Annotated in this window: 14 protein-coding genes; 8 read left to right on the plus strand and 6 right to left on the minus strand. The window is 65.9% G+C overall.

Annotation, left to right across the window (positions count from 1 at the left end):
• The first annotated feature begins 120 nt into the window (after positions 1 to 120).
• Together THL1_RS01325 and THL1_RS01330 are read left to right on the plus strand one after the other, a co-directional pair.
• Positions 121 to 1,500, plus strand: coding sequence for a pyridoxal-phosphate dependent enzyme (locus tag THL1_RS01325; RefSeq protein WP_069081592.1), 1,380 nt, complete (start codon positions 121 to 123; stop codon positions 1,498 to 1,500).
• The gene (locus THL1_RS01330) at positions 1,497 to 2,681 is read left to right on the plus strand and encodes a trans-sulfuration enzyme family protein (RefSeq protein WP_069081593.1); all 1,185 of its coding nucleotides are present in this window, start codon (positions 1,497 to 1,499) and stop codon (positions 2,679 to 2,681) included. The genes THL1_RS01325 and THL1_RS01330 overlap by 4 nt, the downstream gene beginning before the upstream one ends.
• Positions 2,682 to 2,959: 278 nt before the next feature.
• Here THL1_RS01330 and THL1_RS01335 read toward each other — a convergent pair whose 3' ends face one another.
• Positions 2,960 to 5,341: a penicillin acylase family protein gene (locus tag THL1_RS01335; RefSeq protein WP_069081594.1), complete on the minus strand. Its 2,382-nt coding sequence runs from the start codon at positions 5,339 to 5,341 to the stop codon at positions 2,960 to 2,962.
• Between the two features lie 112 nt (positions 5,342 to 5,453).
• On the opposite strand from THL1_RS01335, the gene THL1_RS01340 reads away from it, so the two are divergent.
• Complete coding sequence (locus THL1_RS01340; RefSeq protein WP_069081595.1) at positions 5,454 to 6,482, plus strand: AraC family transcriptional regulator; 1,029 nt, start codon at positions 5,454 to 5,456, stop codon at positions 6,480 to 6,482.
• Here THL1_RS01340 and THL1_RS01345 read toward each other — a convergent pair.
• A complete protein-coding gene (locus tag THL1_RS01345) occupies positions 6,479 to 7,054 on the minus strand; it encodes a DUF6436 domain-containing protein (RefSeq protein ID WP_069081596.1) in 576 nt (191 codons plus the stop codon). The genes THL1_RS01340 and THL1_RS01345 overlap by 4 nt on opposite strands.
• 120 nt (positions 7,055 to 7,174) lie before the next feature.
• On the opposite strand from THL1_RS01345, the gene THL1_RS01350 reads away from it, so the two are divergent.
• Positions 7,175 to 8,116 carry an alpha/beta hydrolase gene (locus tag THL1_RS01350; RefSeq protein ID WP_069081597.1) on the plus strand — a complete coding sequence of 314 codons (942 nt, stop codon included), beginning with the start codon at positions 7,175 to 7,177 and terminating at the stop codon, positions 8,114 to 8,116.
• A 126-nt stretch (positions 8,117 to 8,242) separates the two neighbouring features.
• Here the strand turns inward: THL1_RS01350 and THL1_RS01355 are convergent, their stop codons facing one another.
• Positions 8,243 to 9,010, minus strand: coding sequence for a hypothetical protein (locus THL1_RS01355; protein ID WP_069081598.1), 768 nt, complete (start codon positions 9,008 to 9,010; stop codon positions 8,243 to 8,245).
• A gap of 204 nt (positions 9,011 to 9,214) precedes the next feature.
• Here THL1_RS01355 and THL1_RS01360 point away from each other — a divergent pair, with 204 nt between their 5' ends.
• Entirely contained in the window at positions 9,215 to 9,832 is a 618-nt protein-coding gene (locus THL1_RS01360; RefSeq protein WP_069081599.1) for a 2OG-Fe(II) oxygenase, read from the plus strand.
• A gap of 10 nt (positions 9,833 to 9,842) precedes the next feature.
• Here the strand turns inward: THL1_RS01360 and THL1_RS01365 are convergent, their stop codons facing one another.
• Positions 9,843 to 10,400, minus strand: coding sequence for a DUF6160 family protein (locus THL1_RS01365; RefSeq protein WP_069081600.1), 558 nt, complete (start codon positions 10,398 to 10,400; stop codon positions 9,843 to 9,845).
• Positions 10,401 to 10,624: 224 nt separating this feature from the next.
• Here THL1_RS01365 and THL1_RS01370 point away from each other — a divergent pair, with 224 nt between their 5' ends.
• Entirely contained in the window at positions 10,625 to 11,116 is a 492-nt protein-coding gene (locus tag THL1_RS01370; RefSeq protein WP_069081601.1) for a DUF523 domain-containing protein, read from the plus strand.
• A 3-nt stretch (positions 11,117 to 11,119) separates the two neighbouring features.
• On the opposite strand, the gene THL1_RS01375 is transcribed toward THL1_RS01370, so the two are convergent.
• Positions 11,120 to 11,662, minus strand: coding sequence for a transporter substrate-binding domain-containing protein (locus THL1_RS01375; RefSeq protein ID WP_069081602.1), 543 nt, complete (start codon positions 11,660 to 11,662; stop codon positions 11,120 to 11,122).
• 272 nt (positions 11,663 to 11,934) lie between these two features.
• Positions 11,935 to 13,164 (minus strand): phosphoglycerate dehydrogenase, encoded by a 1,230-nt coding sequence (gene serA / locus THL1_RS01380; RefSeq protein WP_069081603.1) that lies wholly within the window; start codon positions 13,162 to 13,164, stop codon positions 11,935 to 11,937.
• A 187-nt stretch (positions 13,165 to 13,351) separates the two neighbouring features.
• On the opposite strand from serA, the gene THL1_RS01385 reads away from it, so the two are divergent.
• Complete coding sequence (locus tag THL1_RS01385) at positions 13,352 to 14,743, plus strand: FAD-binding oxidoreductase (RefSeq protein ID WP_069081604.1); 1,392 nt, start codon at positions 13,352 to 13,354, stop codon at positions 14,741 to 14,743.
• 62 nt (positions 14,744 to 14,805) lie between these two features.
• The gene (locus tag THL1_RS01390; protein ID WP_069081605.1) at positions 14,806 to 15,471 is read left to right on the plus strand and encodes a fumarylacetoacetate hydrolase family protein; all 666 of its coding nucleotides are present in this window, start codon (positions 14,806 to 14,808) and stop codon (positions 15,469 to 15,471) included.
• The last annotated feature ends 11 nt before the right edge of the window (positions 15,472 to 15,482 follow it).

Genomic DNA, 15,482 nt, shown 5'->3' on the forward strand with positions numbered 1-15,482 from the left:
ATCAATTCCCCTCGGTTTGACCCCTTCGTCGGAACCCATGGCGGGTCTCCGGCTCGCGGCCTATGTTCCAGCGTGGGGCGCCTGCTTCGCCCCTGCCTGGTCGCGCAAGGAGGTGACGCCATGAACAGAGTCAAAGATGTCCGTCCCGCGGTGCTCGACCTGATCGGCAACACCCCGCTGGTGCGGGTCACCCGCTTCGACACGGGTCTCTGCACCCTCTTTCTCAAGCTCGAATCCCAGAACCCCGGCGGCTCCATCAAGGATCGCATCGGTGTCGCCATGATCAACAGCGCCGAGCGTGACGGCCGGCTCAAGCCGGGCGGGACCATCGTCGAAGCCACCGCCGGCAACACCGGCCTGGGCCTGGCGCTGGTCGGCCGCGCCAAGGGTTACCGGGTGGTGCTGGTGGTGCCGGACAAGATGTCCACCGAGAAGGTGCTGCACCTCAAGGCCATGGGCGCCGAAGTGCATATCACCCGCTCCGATGTCGGCAAGGGCCACCCTGAGTATTACCAAGACCTGGCGGGTCGCCTGGCGGCGGAGATTCCCGACGCGTTCTTCGCCGACCAGTTCAACAACCCGGCCAACCCACTGGCCCACGAATGCACCACCGGCCCGGAAATCTGGCAGCAGACCGGCCAGGACGTGGACGCCATTGTGGTCGGCGTTGGTTCCGCCGGCACCTTGACCGGCCTGACCCGTTACTTCCGCCGGGTGCAGCCGGCGCTTGAAATGGTCCTCGCCGACCCGGTGGGCTCCATCGTCGCCGAGTACACCCGCAGCGGCACCCTCGGCACGCCGGGCGCCTGGGCGGTGGAGGGCATTGGCGAAGACTTCATCCCCGGCATCGCCGATCTGTCCAGCGTGCGCTGCGCCTATTCCATCAGCGACGAAGAAAGCTTCGGCCACGCCCGCGAGTTGTTGCGCAACGAAGGCATCCTCGGCGGCTCCTCTACGGGCACCTTACTCGCAGCGGCGCTGCGCTACTGTCGCGAGCAGAAGACGCCGAAACGCGTGGTCAGCTTCGTCTGCGATACCGGCACCCGCTACCTGTCCAAGGTCTACAACGACCAGTGGATGACCGACCAGGGCCTGCTGGCGCGCAAGCGCTATGGCGATCTGCGTGACATCATCGCGCGTCGCTACGAGGACGGTCGGGTGATCAGCGTGGGGCCCGACGACACCCTGCTCACCGCTTTTCAGCGCATGCGCCTGGCGGATGTCTCGCAGCTGCCGGTGCTTCGGGACGGGCAACTGGCGGGGGTGGTGGACGAGTCCGACATCCTGCTCGGCGTGCATTCCGACGCCACGCACTTCCGCCAGCCGGTGGCGAGCGTCATGACCACCCGCCTGGAAACCCTGGCGCCGGATGCCAGCCTGGCCGAGCTGCAGGCCGAACTCGACCGCGGCCTGGTCGCCATCATTGCCGACGCCTCCGGCTTCCATGGCCTGATCACCCGTTCCGACCTGCTCAACCACCTGCGGAGGACCCTCGCATGAGTCAGCAGGACGACACATTCCCTCGCGCCTTCGCCACCCGCGTGATCCACGCTGGGCAGGCCCCCGACCCGTCCACCGGGGCCATCATGCCGCCGATCTATGCCAACTCCACCTATGCCCAGCAAAGCCCAGGCGTACACAAGGGGCTGGACTACGGCCGTTCCCACAATCCCACGCGCTGGGCCTTGGAACGCTGCGTCGCGGACCTGGAAGGCGGCGCCCAGGCCTTCGCTTTCGCGTCCGGGCTGGCGGCCATCTCCACGGTGCTGGAGCTGCTCGACAGCGGCTCCCACATCGTTGCCAGCAACGACCTCTACGGCGGCACCTTCCGCCTCTTCGAGCGGGTGCGCCGCGTAAGCGCCGGGCACCACTTCAGCTTCGTCGACTTCAGCGACATCGGCGCGATCGGTGCGGCGCTGACCGACGACACCCGCATGCTCTGGGTGGAAACCCCGAGCAATCCGCTGCTGCGCCTGGCCGACCTCAGTGCCATCGTGGCGCTCTGCCGGGGGCGCGGCATCATCCTGGTGGCCGACAACACTTTCGCCAGCCCCTGGGTGCAGCGGCCGCTGGACCTGGGCTTCGACCTGGTGGTGCATTCCACCACCAAGTACCTCAACGGCCACTCCGACGTGATCGGTGGCATCGCCATCGTCTCCGGTGACATCCGCTGCGAGCCGCTGCGCGAGCGCCTGGGCTTCCTGCAGAACGCAGTGGGTGCCATCGCCGGGCCCTTCGACGCCTTCCTCACCCTGCGTGGGGTGAAGACCCTGGCGTTGCGCATGGAGCGCCACTGCAGCAATGCCCTGGAGCTGGCCCGCTGGCTGGAGCGCCAGCCACAAGTGGCGCGGGTTTACTACCCCGGCCTGGAGTCGCATCCGCAGCACGTGCTGGCGCAGCGGCAGATGCACGGTTTCGGCGGGATGATCTCCCTGGACCTGGCCAGCGACCTGACGGGCACCCGGCGCTTCCTCGAAGCGGTACGCATCTTCACCCTGGCCGAGAGCCTGGGCGGGGTGGAGAGCCTGATCGAACACCCGGCGATCATGACCCACGCCAGCATCCCGGCGGAGATCCGCGCGCAGCTGGGTATCGGCGATTCCCTGGTGCGGCTGTCGGTGGGCGTGGAAGACGTGGAAGACCTGCGCGCGGATTTGGCGCAGGCGTTGGGGAAGGTTTGAAGGCGGCAATCCAGGATCGACCCCGCGCTGGTTGATGGCTTTCCCCCTCGCCCCAACCCTCTCCCTCATGGAGAGGGGGCAGTTTGGCGCGCGTTGGTCGCCTGGATGCAATCCGGGGGCGGCGCTTCAGGAAAACACCGACCTTGCCGGCGTGAGTCACCCCTCTCCCTTCAGGGGCGAAGAGGCACGCCTTTGGAAGCACTGCTTCCGGTGTCGATGAGCGCCTTAGCGCGAAGCGCTAAGGCCGGGGCGCAGAGCGGGGGGCGGGGGTGAGGGCCTCAGCTCCCAGGCACCAGTGTCAGCACCTCACGGCTATTGGCCTTCACTTCATCCTCGGCGAAGTGCATCGGCACGTACTCGCCACGCATGTAGGCCTCGGCCTGGTCCTTGTAGTGGCGGTCGAAGGGCACGCCGCTCTGGCCCACCGGGTTGATGCCCAGCGCATGTCCGGCGTCGGCCATGTCCACCAGGCGACGGGTGGAGGGGCCGTGGAACACTTCCCAAGGGGCCGGGCCGACGCGGTGGGAGAGGTTGTTGGGCACCTCGTGACCACCCGGCGCGGCGAAGGGCCCGACGTTGAACAGCAGGTTCAGCGGCTTCTGCTGGCCCAGCGGATGGCCGTGGGTCAGGGTGTGGCCCTTGCCCCACTGCCATTTAGAACTGTCCTCGCCCAGGGTCTCTTTCAGGTGCGCCAGGCTCGCCTTCCAGGCGGCCTTGACCACTTCCGCGCGGTTTTCCTTTTGCGGCGTATCGCGCTTGTCCCACCAGGGCGAGGTCGGGTCGCCGGTCAGGCGCGGCAGGGCGGCGTCGAGAATGCGCGTCTGCAGCAGGCTGTCGAAGAACGAATCGCCCAGCTCGTCGCGCATCAGTGCATTGGCCAGCTCGTACGTGAGCTGGTTGAACAGCGTGGCGGCGGTGGACTCCAGCGGATGGTCGCCTTGCCAGCTGGCGAGCTGCTCCACCAGGGCGCGCTCGGTGTCGTCCGCCGCTGCCGCACGCAGGTCGCCGAGAATCGGCGCGAGCAGGCGCGGGCCATAGCCGGTGGTGGTATCCAGTTGCAGCGCCTGGCTGTTTTGTACATCCCATTTCACACCGGGTTCGGCCAGGCGCTGGTTCAGGCGCACGCCGCGATCCGGCAGGTTGTAGTAGCCCGGAATGGCCACGCCCGTGGGTGACAACGGCTGGTAGTTGGCCGATACGATGTAGCCGCGCTCCGGGTTTTCTTCATGGGGGTTGGCGCTGAAGGGCAGGTAGCCGGGCTTGTCCGCCTCGCCTGTGCTGCCGTCAAGGATGAAGTACGGGTTCACGCCGTCAGGGCGCTGCGGCAGCTTCGCCGACGCCCACCAGCCGATGTCGCCGCTGGCGTTGACCCAGATCACGTTGAGGCCGGGCGAGTGGATTTTCTCGGCGGCAGTGCGGGCCTTGTCCAGGCTGTCGGCGCGGTTGAGCTGGTAGAAGGCGTCGAGGATCGGGTTCTCGGTTTCCAGGAAGGCCCACCACATGGCAATGGGCGTCTTGCCAGCGGCTGCGCCCAGGGCGTCGTTGATGACGGGGCCGTGGGGCGAGCGGCGCAGGGTCAGCTTGACCGGCTCGCCGTCCTTGACCTGGAGGGTTTCTTCGCGGCTCTCCAGATCCACCCACTTGCCCTGGTACCAGACCTGGTTGGGATTGTCGGGGTTGCTCTTCTCGGCGATCAGGTCGAGGTCGTCATTCTGGAACATGGTCAGGCTCCAGGCGAACTGACGGTTGTGCCCCAGGGAGGCGACCGGGTTCAGGGCCTGGTGGTGGCCGTAGAGTTCGAAGCCCGGATAGCTCAGCTGCGCCTCGTACCACACCGCCGGTACGGCGAAACGGATATGCGGGTCGCCGGCCAGCAATGGCTTGCCGCTGGCGGTGCGGCTGCCGGACACGGCCCAGGCGTTGCTGCCCTCGAATTGTGGCAGTCCGGCGTCGACCAGCGCCTGCTGGCTGAGTTGGGCGAGGCGGCTGAGGTCCTGCCAGTCGCCCTGGGCGAGTGGCTGGCCGATGACGCCTTCGGGGTGCCAGTCGAGGTCGAAGGCCTTGAGATAATCGGCCCCCAGTTCATCGCGCACGTAGGTGATGGCGGGCTCGGTGCGGAAGGCGGCGGCGAAGCTGTAGGCCATGTAGCCGGCCACCGACAGAGTGTCGGCGACGGTGAAGGGGCGCTTCTCGATGCCCAGCAGGTCGAACTCCACCGGTGCCGGGCGGCTGTCCTGGTACTGGTTGATGCCGTCGAGATAGGCCTGCAGGGCCTTGGTGGCCGGGCTGTCCTTGTCCATCTTGCGGGCGTATTCGTCGGCGTGGGCGCGAATCCCCAGGGTGCGGAACAGGCGATCGGTGTCCACCAGACGGGCGCCGAGGATTTCGGCAAGCTCGCCACGGGCCAGGCGGCGCAGCATTTCCATCTGGAACAGGCGGTCCTGGGCATGGACGAAGCCCAGGGCCCGGTACAGGTCGGCTTCGTTGGCGGCCTGGATATGCGGCACGCCACGCTCGTCGTAGCGCACCGTCACCGGGGCCTGGAGATGGGCCAGGGCCAGCTCGCCGTCGCGCAGCGGTTTCTTGCTCTCGCTGTACCAGGCGGCGCCAGCAGCGGCCGAGGCGATGATCACGGCCAGGGCGGTCAGGGTGCGTTTCATGCACGGAACTCCTTGTTGTTAGGGTCGCGGCATTCTCCTCAGCCGGGCCCTGGCAGGCATTGACCAAATACTTGCGAACTGAAAGTCTTCGGTCAATTCCGTGGAGCCTGCCATGACCGATCCCGCCACCTTCGCTCCACTCACCCATTCCGCGACCCTGCGCCGCTTGCTCTACGAGGCGTTGGCGGACCTGGGGCAGGACCCCGGACAGATCTATTTCGGCGTCAGCCAGCATCGGCGCCTGGGGCCGCCGACGCTGGAAGGCCGTCTGCGCCATGACGACGCTCCACAGTTCTGGCTGAGCGCCGATACGCTGATCGGCGACCCCGACATCGGCCTGCACCTGGGGGAGGTGATGAAACCGCGCCTGCTTGATGTCGTCGGCTATCTGCTGCTGGCCAGTCGCGACCTTGGCGAGGCACTGACGAGCTTCCTGCGCTTCCAGCACATCCTGTCCGGCGGTTTCGTTGCCCAGCTGCGGACCGAGGGGCCGCAGGCGCGGCTGGTGATTGACCTCAACTACCTGGGTTTTTCGTCCTTGCGCCAGCAGATGGAGTGCCTGGCGCTCCTGTTCACCAAGCTGCTGGGCTTCATTACCGACGACGAGTTCCGCCTGGAGGGCGTTCAGTTCCGCCATCCCCGGCCGGCACGGGTGAGCGAGCACGTGCGGCTGTTCGGCCTGTTGCCGGCGTTCGGCTGTGAACACGATGCGCTGCTGTTTCCGGCCGCGCTGTTGAAGCGCCCGTCACGTACGGCCAACCCGGACTTGCATCAGGTGCTCTGGCAGCACGCCGAGGCGCAGTTGACGGCACTGGCGGGTAATGACCTGCTCAATCGGCTGCGCTATCTGCTGGGTGTCCGCCTGGGCCGGGCCGACTGCTCGATGGACGCCTGTGCCGCCGAGCTGGGCATGAGCGCCGGAGCCTTGCAGCGCGCCCTGGCCGAGCAGGGCAGCAACTTGCGGCGCATACGCGAGGCAGTGCAACAGGTGCGGGCGGTGGAGCTGCTGCGGGACGGCAAGGCGCTGCGCGAGGTGGCGCGGGACTGTGGCTTCTCAGAGCTGTCGCCGTTTTATCGGGCCTTCCGGCGCTGGTATGGCATGCCGCCGGAGGTCTATCGGGAGCGCATTCGAATCAGCTAGGACGGCTCTCGCCAGGCACAGAAACAGCCCGCCGCCAGCGTGCTGCCGGCGCTGACCGTGCGGTTGCCGATCAGGGCTTCGAGAATCGGCTCGATGAAGCTGTTGGCCGAGTTGCATACGGCGCCCTCGCTGTAGGGGCCGAAGTAGGCCAGGCGACCGTCGCGGTCCCAGATGCCCACGGCAGGCACCGCGGGCAGCTGCTCGGCACCGGGTACCTCGCTCAATGGTTGCAGCGCCTCCAGGCCGGGCGGTAGCTGGCCCTTGCTGCCGGCTTTTTGCAGGGCATAGAAGGCGACGCCCTGCGCGGCGAAGCGCTGGATCAGTTCGGCCAGATGCTGCTGGTTGCCGGCATTGCAGGGGCAGGCAGGGTCCCAGAAATGCACCAGACGAATCGGCCCCGCCCCGGCGAGATTGTCCGGGAGACGCAGTTGCTCACCGGAAAAGACCGTGGCCTGGGCATTGAAGGGGCGGATGTAGCGCGACTCATACCAGCGCAGGGCCAGCAGGATGGCGCTGGCGCAGGCGAGCAGGACGAGGCCGGTGATGAAGGTATTGGGTCTGGGGGCGCGCATGATGGAGGGCCTGTGCGGGGCGCGTAGCTTGCCACGTTGCGCCGGGCAGCAGAATATTGGCAGCCGGCCAGGGACCCAGGCGGTCCTGTGGATATCTTTGCTCCATCCAGGGAAAGCCCGATGCCAGACCCGTTACAGCCCGACCTCCTGCGCTCCCTGTTGCGACCCTTGGCCGCAGGCGCTGCGGACTTGCGCCAGGCGCAGAGCTATCGCGCGTTCTACCGGCTGGATTTCGCTGTGCGCTACCCGGGCCTTTACACCCGCCTGGGTTGTGTCGAGGCGGCTGGGTACACGCTGGTCACGCAGCTCTGGCTGCCGCCCGCGCCGCGCGCCAGCCTGGTGATGCTGCACGGTTACTACGACCATATGGGCCTCTACGGCCATCTGGTGGATTGGGCGCTGGGCATGGGATTCGCGGTCATTGCGTGCGACCTGCCCGGCCACGGGCTCTCCAGCGGCGCACGAGCCAGCATCGGTGACTTCGCCGAGTACCAGTCTGCGCTCGATGCATTGCTGGGCGAGGCCGCCTCCCTCGATCTGCCGAAGCCCTGGCACCTGGCCGGGCAAAGTACCGGCGGCGCCATCCTGCTCGATTACCTGCTGAATGGGACGCCGTGCCCGGGGCTGGGCGAGACGCTGCTCTTCGCCCCGCTGGTACGGCCACGCGCCTGGGGCTGGTCGAAGTTCAGCTACCAGTTGATGCGGCACTTCGTCGAAGTCATTCCCCGGCGTTTCAGCGTCAACTCTGGCGATGCCGGGTTCATCGAGTTCGTCCACCACCAGGACCCCCTGCAGCCGCAGACCCTGCCCACTGCCTGGGTCGGCGCCCTGGCGCGCTGGGTGCCGCGTATCGAGAAGGCGCAGCGCTGCAACCGCCGGCCCCTGGTCATCCAGGGAGATGGCGACATGACGGTGGACTGGCGGCACAACCTCGGGGTGCTGGCCGAGAAGTTCGACCAGCCGGAGGTGCTGATGCTGGAAGGCGCCGGGCACCACCTGGTGAATGAGCTGCCGGCGTATCGGGAGCGGTACTTCGGGTTCTTGCGGGAGCGGCTGGGCTAGATCCGAAGGTTGGTGCCGAGCCCGCGAGGCCCAACAGGCTATGGCCAGGCCGCAACGTGAACTTTACGCAGCCCTGTTGGGCTTCGCTCAGCGCCAACCTACGGTCGATCGAGGGCTTGGTACCGTTCACATTCCTTGCTGCGCCGGCGCCAGGATGGAAGCGTCCTGGCCTACCGCAAGGCCGGCGCGTATGGCGGCCAGGGCTGCCTGGTAATAGGCCTTGCCGTCGGCGGACTGGGCGAAGGTGACGAACTCTTCCAGCTCCGGATCGGACAGCTCGCGATAGACGTAGAGCAGGGTGTTATCCAGGTCGTTGCCGATCTGTTCCATCAGGCGCTGGCGCTGGCCATCGATCATGCCTTGGGCCTGTCCGCCGCCCAGCAGGCCGGGAAGCATCTGGCTCAGGCTGTCGGCGGCGACGCCGGCCAGGGCCAGGCTGACTTCGGCGCCGGCTTCGCGGGCCGGGAGCGCCTGGGCCAGGTGGCGAATCAGCAACCGCCGGGTGGCATCGGCTTCGATGCGGGGCAGGCCGTTGGCGTGCTTTGCCAGTTGGTCGCGGCGAGTGGCCAGGGTTTCGGCCGCGATGATCTTGCGCCCCAGTGCCGACTGGAAGAAGGCCAGGGCGGGGCGCGGGTCGTTCAACTGGCCACGCAGGGCGGTCTGGGCGCGCTGGTCGATGGCCTGGGGCTGGAAGCGCCGGTTGCTGTTGTCCACCAGGGCCTGGTAGACCGCCGGCGGCAGGGTTTTCTGGTAGCGCTGCTGGGCCGCCGTGAGGGCGTCGTTGAAGTGCGCACGCTGCTCCGGCCAACCGGCCGCCTGGTAAAGGTTGGCGTGATCGTCGGCCAGGGCGGGCAAACCGAAGAGGAGGAGGGTGACGGCGAAGAGCAGGCGCATGAAATCTCCTTGATGACGCAGTCCGCTGTTCATATCGGACCCACGCGTACGGCATCGGTTCGGCGGGGGAAAGCGGTGGCGGGCGGGTAGAGCGGGGTTGAGCGTGCGGCTATTCTCTGCGGACTCGGGCTTTATTGTCGAGGTGTCGGAAACTTCGTTAGTCGGTATAAGAAGGTTCTTGTTCGCTGGTAAGATTTCGCAACCATGCACCTACCCGCGACCGCCCCTTTGCTCACCCCCATTCCTGATGACCTGGCCCGCCAGGGCTGGTCCCACCAGCGCTTCGCACTGCCTGCCGAACTCACCGCCGCGTTGGCCGAGGAGTGCCGGGCCCGCGCCGCCTCCGGGCGCCTGGCGCAGGCATCCGTGGGCCGCGGCGAAGGGCAGCAGATCCGCGAAGGGGTACGGGGCGACCGCATCCATTGGCTGGAGCCCGGCCAGTCGTGTGCCAGCGATACCTTTCTGGCGCTGATGGACGAGCTGCGCCAGCAGCTCAATCGCGAGCTGTTCCTTGGGCTGGAAGACTTCGAGTGCCACTTCGCCCTCTATCCGCCAGGCGCTTTTTATCAGAAGCACCTGGACCGTTTCCGTGATGACGATCGCCGTGCAGTGTCGGTGGTGACCTACCTGAATGCCGACTGGCAGCCGGAGCAGGGCGGCGCCCTGCGTCTGCATCTGGACGAGGGCGAGCGAGACATTCCGCCCGAAGGCGGCAGTGTAGTGGCATTCCTGTCTGCGGAACTGCCCCACGAGGTACTGCCGGCCAGTCGCGAGCGGCTGTCTCTGGCAGGGTGGTTCCGGCGGCGCGGTGGCGCGTTCTGACGTCCGGGGCTCAGTGGCCCCAGACTCGGAAATTTCCGCGTAAATCGGTGATGTCGCGGATTTCCAGGCTGCCGAGCCTGCTGTCGCCGATGTGCATGTCGGCCGCCACCCGTACGCGGATGCGCTGGGCTGGAATGAAGCTGGCCTGCAGTTGTTCGTTGATGGTCGTCAGGTCGGGCAGTTCCAGGCGGATTTGCTGGGTGCCCGAAGCGGACTTGACCACATCCAGCTTGAGGGTCGGCTGGTCGGCGCCCAGTGCCGGCACGGTCAGGCCCAGTTGTGCCGGGCCGAGGGCAAAGCTGCCGCCGCTGCCGTTGGGGCAGTCACCGGGTTTGATGCAGCCGTTGTCGACGCGAACGTTGCGTAGCGACAGGCTGCCGCCATCGTCGGTCCAGCGGATGCTGTCGATGCGCGCCATGACATCCAGGCGCAGGTTGATCCCGGCCTGGCCGCTGATCTGGCTGAGGGCCTGGTTGTCCAGGGATTCCAGGGCCGCCTGGCTGGTACCGCTGAGCAGGGCGGTGCCGCAGGCCAGTGCGAGGCGGAGGTTGTTTGTTGTTCTGGGCATGGCACGCTCCTGTGCGGTTGGCGCACAGAGTCTGGCGGGCGGCATGGCCGTCAGCCAGTGGCACTGGGCGTTTCCCGCCTAAGGATGGGGACGGCCGTCGACGTCCTTTGCGACTGGCCTGGCAGTTTTCCGACCGGCGCCCTACCTTCGATCAGGCCTCGGTTCGCGCCGACGTCCGAGGTGTTACTCGGGGTGCCGGGTTCGGTGCCCCTTTGGAGAGCAAGATGCAGAAGATCCTGGTCAGCCGTTGCCTGCTCGGACAGCGGGTGCGATATGACGGCGGTGCCCACGGGCCGTTCGACCTGCTGGAGCGCTGGCAGGCAGAGGGCCGCATCGTGCCGCTTTGCCCGGAAGTGGCTGGTGGCCTGCCGACGCCACGGCCCCCTGCGGAAATTCCCGGTGGCCGGGGCGCGGGTGTGCTAGATGGCGAGCTGCCGGTTCGCACCGACGAGGGGCAGGATGTGACCGAAGCGTTCCTCGCCGGAGCGCGTATTGCCCTTGATCTGGTGGCCGCCCACGGCATCCGTATTGCCCTGCTCAAGGCGCGCAGCCCGTCCTGCGGCAACCGCGAGAACTACGACGGCACCTTCAGCGGTATCCGCATCGCCGGGGAGGGCGTGACCGCTGCGGCATTGCGTCGTGCCGGGGTCGAGGTGTTCAGCGAGGAGGAGCTGGCCGAGGCGGCGGCGCGCCTGGCCGAGCTGGGCGACGATTGAGGTTTAGCGCGAGGCTGCAACCGGTGGTTGGCTGAGGTCCTTGCCCAGCCACTGCTCCGACAGCGAGCCCAGTCGGCTTTCGGCCTTGAGCTTGGCCAGGGCGCGATTGAGGCTGTCGCGGAAGGCCGGGTTGCCCTTCTGGAAGGGAATGGCGAGCGGTTGGACCACGCCGTTATCGCCTTCGGCCTCAGCCAGCGGGAAGGCATAGGGTTCGCTGTACTCCAGGCTGGCGTGCGCGTCACCCTGGGGCGCTTGGCTGAACTGATCCAGCGCGATGTCGTAGCGGCCGGTTTCCAGGCCGTCGAGCAGTTTGCCGTCCTCGTCCACCACGAAGTCCGCTTCTACATTCAGCTCTGCCGCCAGGGCACGTCCCAGTTCCACTTCGAAGCCGGTCAGCTTGCCGTCCTGGCGGTAGCTGTAGGGCGGGCTGTTATCCTCCAGGGCGATGCGCAGGCTGCCGCGTTCCCAGACGTCGTCGAGCAGTTCCGCCTGGGCCAGAGGGGTTAGCAGGGCGATCAGGGCGGGCAGGCAGTACAGCGGACGCATGGGGGACTTCCTCGTTTCGTTATGGTTTCTTCGGCTGGCGCAGGTGGAGCGCCTTGCTCGGACAGCAAGTGAACCGCTCTGGTTGCATCGAGTCTGGTGCGTGGCTCACAAAAACAGGGAGAGGTATTGCGAAGGTTGCAGCTTGTCCAGACCTTGGCGCGTGGGCTGTCCGCGAGCCGGCTGAACGTCAAGTAAAGACGCTGGACACGAAAAAGGGAGGCCGAGGCCTCCCTTTTCCCAACGCAGTATCGCCGACGCGCAGCAGCCCCGTCTTAGAAGAGGACGCGGCTGCGGATCGTGCCATGCACGTGCTGCAGCTTTTCGAGGGCAAGGTCCGAGTAATCGGCATCGACATCGATCACCACGTAGCCGACTTTTTCGTCGGTCTGCAGGTACTGGCCGGAGATGTTGATGCCGTTGTCGGCAAACACCTTGTTGATCTCGCTCATCACGCCCGGCACGTTCTCGTGGATGTGCAGCAGGCGGTGTTTGCCCGGGTGGGACGGCAGGGCCACTTCCGGGAAGTTCACGGAGGAGACTGAGGTGCCGTTGTCGCTGTACTTGACCAGCTTCTCGGCCACTTCCAGGCCGATGTTGGCCTGGGCCTCGGCGGTGGAACCACCGATGTGCGGGGTCAGGATCACGCGGTCCAGGCCACGCAGCGGGCTCTCGAACTCTTCGTCGTTGGACTTGGGCTCGACCGGGAACACGTCGATGGCGGCGCCGATCAGGTGCTCATCCTTGATGGCTTCGGCCAGGGCGTCCAGCTTGACCACGGTGCCGCGCGCGGCGTTGATCAGGATGCCGCCCGGCTTGATGGCGCGGATTTCCTTCTCGCCGATCATCCACTGGGTGGAGGGCAGCTCGGGCACGTGCAGGGACACGATGTCGGACATGCCCAGCAGCTCGTGCAGGTTGCCCACCTGGGTGGCGTTGCCCAGCGGCAGCTTGGTCACGGTGTCATAGAAGAACACCTGCATGCCCAGCGCTTCGGCCAGGACGGACAGTTGGGTGCCGATGGAGCCGTAGCCGACGATGCCCAGCTTCTTACCGCGGATTTCGAAGGAGTTGGCAGCGGACTTGATCCAGCCACCGCGGTGGCAGGACGCGTTTTTCTCCGGAATCCCGCGCAGTAGCAGGATGGCCTCGGCCAGTACCAGCTCGGCGACCGAGCGGGTGTTGGAATAGGGCGCGTTGAACACCGCGATACCGCGCTCGCGGGCGGCACTGAGGTTGACCTGGTTGGTACCGATGCAGAAGCAGCCGACGGCGATGAGCTTCTTGGCGCAGTCGAACACCTCGTCGGTGAGCTGAGTGCGCGAGCGGATGCCGATGAAATGCACGTCGGCGATCTTTTCCTTCAGTTCGTCACCCGAGAGCGCGCCCTTGAGGTACTCGATGTTGGTGTAACCGGCGGCCTTCAGGGTGTCCACGGCGTTCTGGTGGACGCCTTCGAGGAGAAGGAACTTGATCTTGCTCTTTTCGAGAGAGGTCTTGCTCATCTGCGTACCTATGTATCCCGGTAAAAATGACAGAAGCGGGCCGTGGGGGGACTTGGCTGCTACCCGGAAAATCGGCTGGAGAGCGCGATTCGCGGGGTGCGTATGCTAGCATGATCTCCTTTTTCCTTGCTCGGTTGCGACCTGAATCGTTCTCAGGGCGACCATGAATGATTTGAGAGTTCCGCTGATGACCAACGTTGCCCTGATCGAAGAGCTGAAGACCCTGGTTGAGCCCGGCAAGGTCCTGACCGACGCCGCCTCGCTGGACGCCTATGGCAAGGACTGGACCAAGCATTTCGCCCCAGCGCCCAGCGCCATCGTCTTCCCCAAGAGCATCGAGCAGGTGCAGGCCATCGTGCGTTGGGCCAACCAGCACAAGGTGGCGCTGGTCCCGTCCGGCGGCCGTACCGGCCTATCCGCTGCGGCGGTAGCGGCCAATGGCGAAGTGGTCGTCGCCTTCGACTACATGAACCAGATTCTCGAATTCAACGAGTTCGACCGCACCGTGGTTTGCCAGCCGGGGGTGATCACCGAGCAGCTGCAGAATTTCGCCGAGGAAAAGGGCCTGTACTACCCGGTGGATTTCGCGTCCGCAGGTTCCAGCCAGCTCGGCGGCAATATCGGCACGAATGCCGGCGGTATCAAGGTGATTCGCTACGGAATGACCCGTAACTGGGTAGCCGGCCTGAAAGTGGTCACCGGCGCTGGCGACCTGCTGGAGCTGAACAAGGACCTGATCAAGAACGCCACCGGCTACGACATGCGCCAGCTGTTCATCGGCGCCGAAGGCACCCTGGGCTTCGTGGTCGAAGCCACCATGCGTCTGGACCGCGCGCCGAAGAACCTCACCGCGATGGTGCTGGGCTCGCCGGACCTGGATTCCATCATGCCGGTGCTGCATGCCTTCCAGAGCAAGCTGGACCTGACCGCTTTCGAGTTCTTCTCCGACAAGGCCATGGCCAAGGTCCTGGCCCGAGGCGACGTGCCAGCGCCCTTCGAGACCGAGTGCCCCTTCTATGCGCTGCTGGAGTTCGAGGCTGCCAGCGAAGAGATCGCCAACGACGCCCTGGCCACCTTCGAACACTGCGTCGAGCAGGGCTGGGTGCTGGACGGCGTGATGAGCCAGAGCGAGCAGCAGCTGCAGAACCTGTGGAAACTGCGCGAGTACATCTCCGAGACCATCTCCCACTGGACGCCGTATAAGAACGACATCTCGGTCACCGTTTCCAGGGTGCCGGCCTTCCTGCACGACATCGACGCCATCGTCGAAGCCAACTACCCGGACTTCGAAGTGGTCTGGTTCGGCCACATTGGTGACGGCAACCTGCACCTGAATATCCTCAAGCCGGACAAGCTGTCCAAGGACGAGTTCTTCGCCAAGTGCGCCACCGTGAACAAGTGGGTGTTCGAGACCGTGCAGAAGTACAACGGCTCCATCTCCGCCGAGCATGGCGTGGGCATGACCAAGCGCGATTATCTCGGCTACAGCCGCTCGGAGCCGGAGATCGCGGTGATGAAGGCGATCAAGGCGGTGTTCGATCCCAACGGCATCATGAACCCCGGAAAGATTTTTAGTTGAGCAAACAGGCGGTGGAGCGATCCACCGCCTGTTTCGTATGGATACCGTTCAGGAGTCGGTCAATGAGCTACCAGCACCAGTATGTCGATGGCACCCCGATCCACTTTTCCCTAGGCAAGGTGGTTTGCGTCGGCCGCAACTACGCCGAGCACGCCAAGGAATTGAACAACCCCGTGCCCACCGAACCGCTGCTGTTCATCAAGCCGGGTTCCTGCGTGGTACCGCTGGCCGACGGCTTCAGCATTCCGCTGGATCGTGGTGCGGTGCACTACGAGGCAGAGATCGCCGTGCTGATCGGCAAGCCGCTGTCCCGCCACCCGGATGCGGAAGAAGTACGTGATGCCATCTCCGGCTTCGCACCGGCCCTGGACCTGACCCTGCGCGATGTGCAGGCGAAGCTGAAGGAAAAGGGCCTGCCCTGGGAAATCTCCAAGAGCTTCGACGGTGCCTGTGTGCTGGCGCCCTTCGTGCCGGGCGACGCACCGGAAAGCCTCGACGATCTCGGCATCCGCCTGACCATCAACGGCGAGGTTCGCCAGGACGGCAACAGCCGTGACATGCTTAACGCCATCCTGCCGCTGATCCAGCACATGGCTGGCCACTTCAGCCTGCAGCCGGGCGACGTCATCCTCACCGGCACCCCGGTGGGCGTCGGCCCGCTGAACCAGGGCGATGACCTGGTCCTGGAGCTGGTGGGCCACAGCAGTTTCGAAAGTCGGGTCATCTGATCCGACCGACC

The organism is Pseudomonas sp. TCU-HL1 (assembly GCF_001708505.1).
Taxonomy (GTDB): domain Bacteria; phylum Pseudomonadota; class Gammaproteobacteria; order Pseudomonadales; family Pseudomonadaceae; genus Metapseudomonas.

Excerpts from the sequence above, each read along its gene's own strand:
- THL1_RS01325 (WP_069081592.1), top strand. The coding sequence starts at position 121 with ATGAACAGAGTCAAAGATGTCCGTCCCGCGGTGCTCGACCTGATCGGC.
- THL1_RS01330 (WP_069081593.1), top strand. The coding sequence starts at position 1,497 with ATGAGTCAGCAGGACGACACATTCCCTCGCGCCTTCGCCACCCGCGTG.
- THL1_RS01335 (WP_069081594.1), bottom strand. The coding sequence starts at position 5,341 with ATGAAACGCACCCTGACCGCCCTGGCCGTGATCATCGCCTCGGCCGCT.
- THL1_RS01340 (WP_069081595.1), top strand. The coding sequence starts at position 5,454 with ATGACCGATCCCGCCACCTTCGCTCCACTCACCCATTCCGCGACCCTG.
- THL1_RS01345 (WP_069081596.1), bottom strand. The coding sequence starts at position 7,054 with ATGCGCGCCCCCAGACCCAATACCTTCATCACCGGCCTCGTCCTGCTC.
- THL1_RS01350 (WP_069081597.1), top strand. The coding sequence starts at position 7,175 with ATGCCAGACCCGTTACAGCCCGACCTCCTGCGCTCCCTGTTGCGACCC.
- THL1_RS01355 (WP_069081598.1), bottom strand. The coding sequence starts at position 9,010 with ATGCGCCTGCTCTTCGCCGTCACCCTCCTCCTCTTCGGTTTGCCCGCC.
- THL1_RS01360 (WP_069081599.1), top strand. The coding sequence starts at position 9,215 with ATGCACCTACCCGCGACCGCCCCTTTGCTCACCCCCATTCCTGATGAC.
- THL1_RS01365 (WP_069081600.1), bottom strand. The coding sequence starts at position 10,400 with ATGCCCAGAACAACAAACAACCTCCGCCTCGCACTGGCCTGCGGCACC.
- THL1_RS01370 (WP_069081601.1), top strand. The coding sequence starts at position 10,625 with ATGCAGAAGATCCTGGTCAGCCGTTGCCTGCTCGGACAGCGGGTGCGA.
- THL1_RS01375 (WP_069081602.1), bottom strand. The coding sequence starts at position 11,662 with ATGCGTCCGCTGTACTGCCTGCCCGCCCTGATCGCCCTGCTAACCCCT.
- serA (WP_069081603.1), bottom strand. The coding sequence starts at position 13,164 with ATGAGCAAGACCTCTCTCGAAAAGAGCAAGATCAAGTTCCTTCTCCTC.
- THL1_RS01385 (WP_069081604.1), top strand. The coding sequence starts at position 13,352 with ATGACCAACGTTGCCCTGATCGAAGAGCTGAAGACCCTGGTTGAGCCC.
- THL1_RS01390 (WP_069081605.1), top strand. The coding sequence starts at position 14,806 with ATGAGCTACCAGCACCAGTATGTCGATGGCACCCCGATCCACTTTTCC.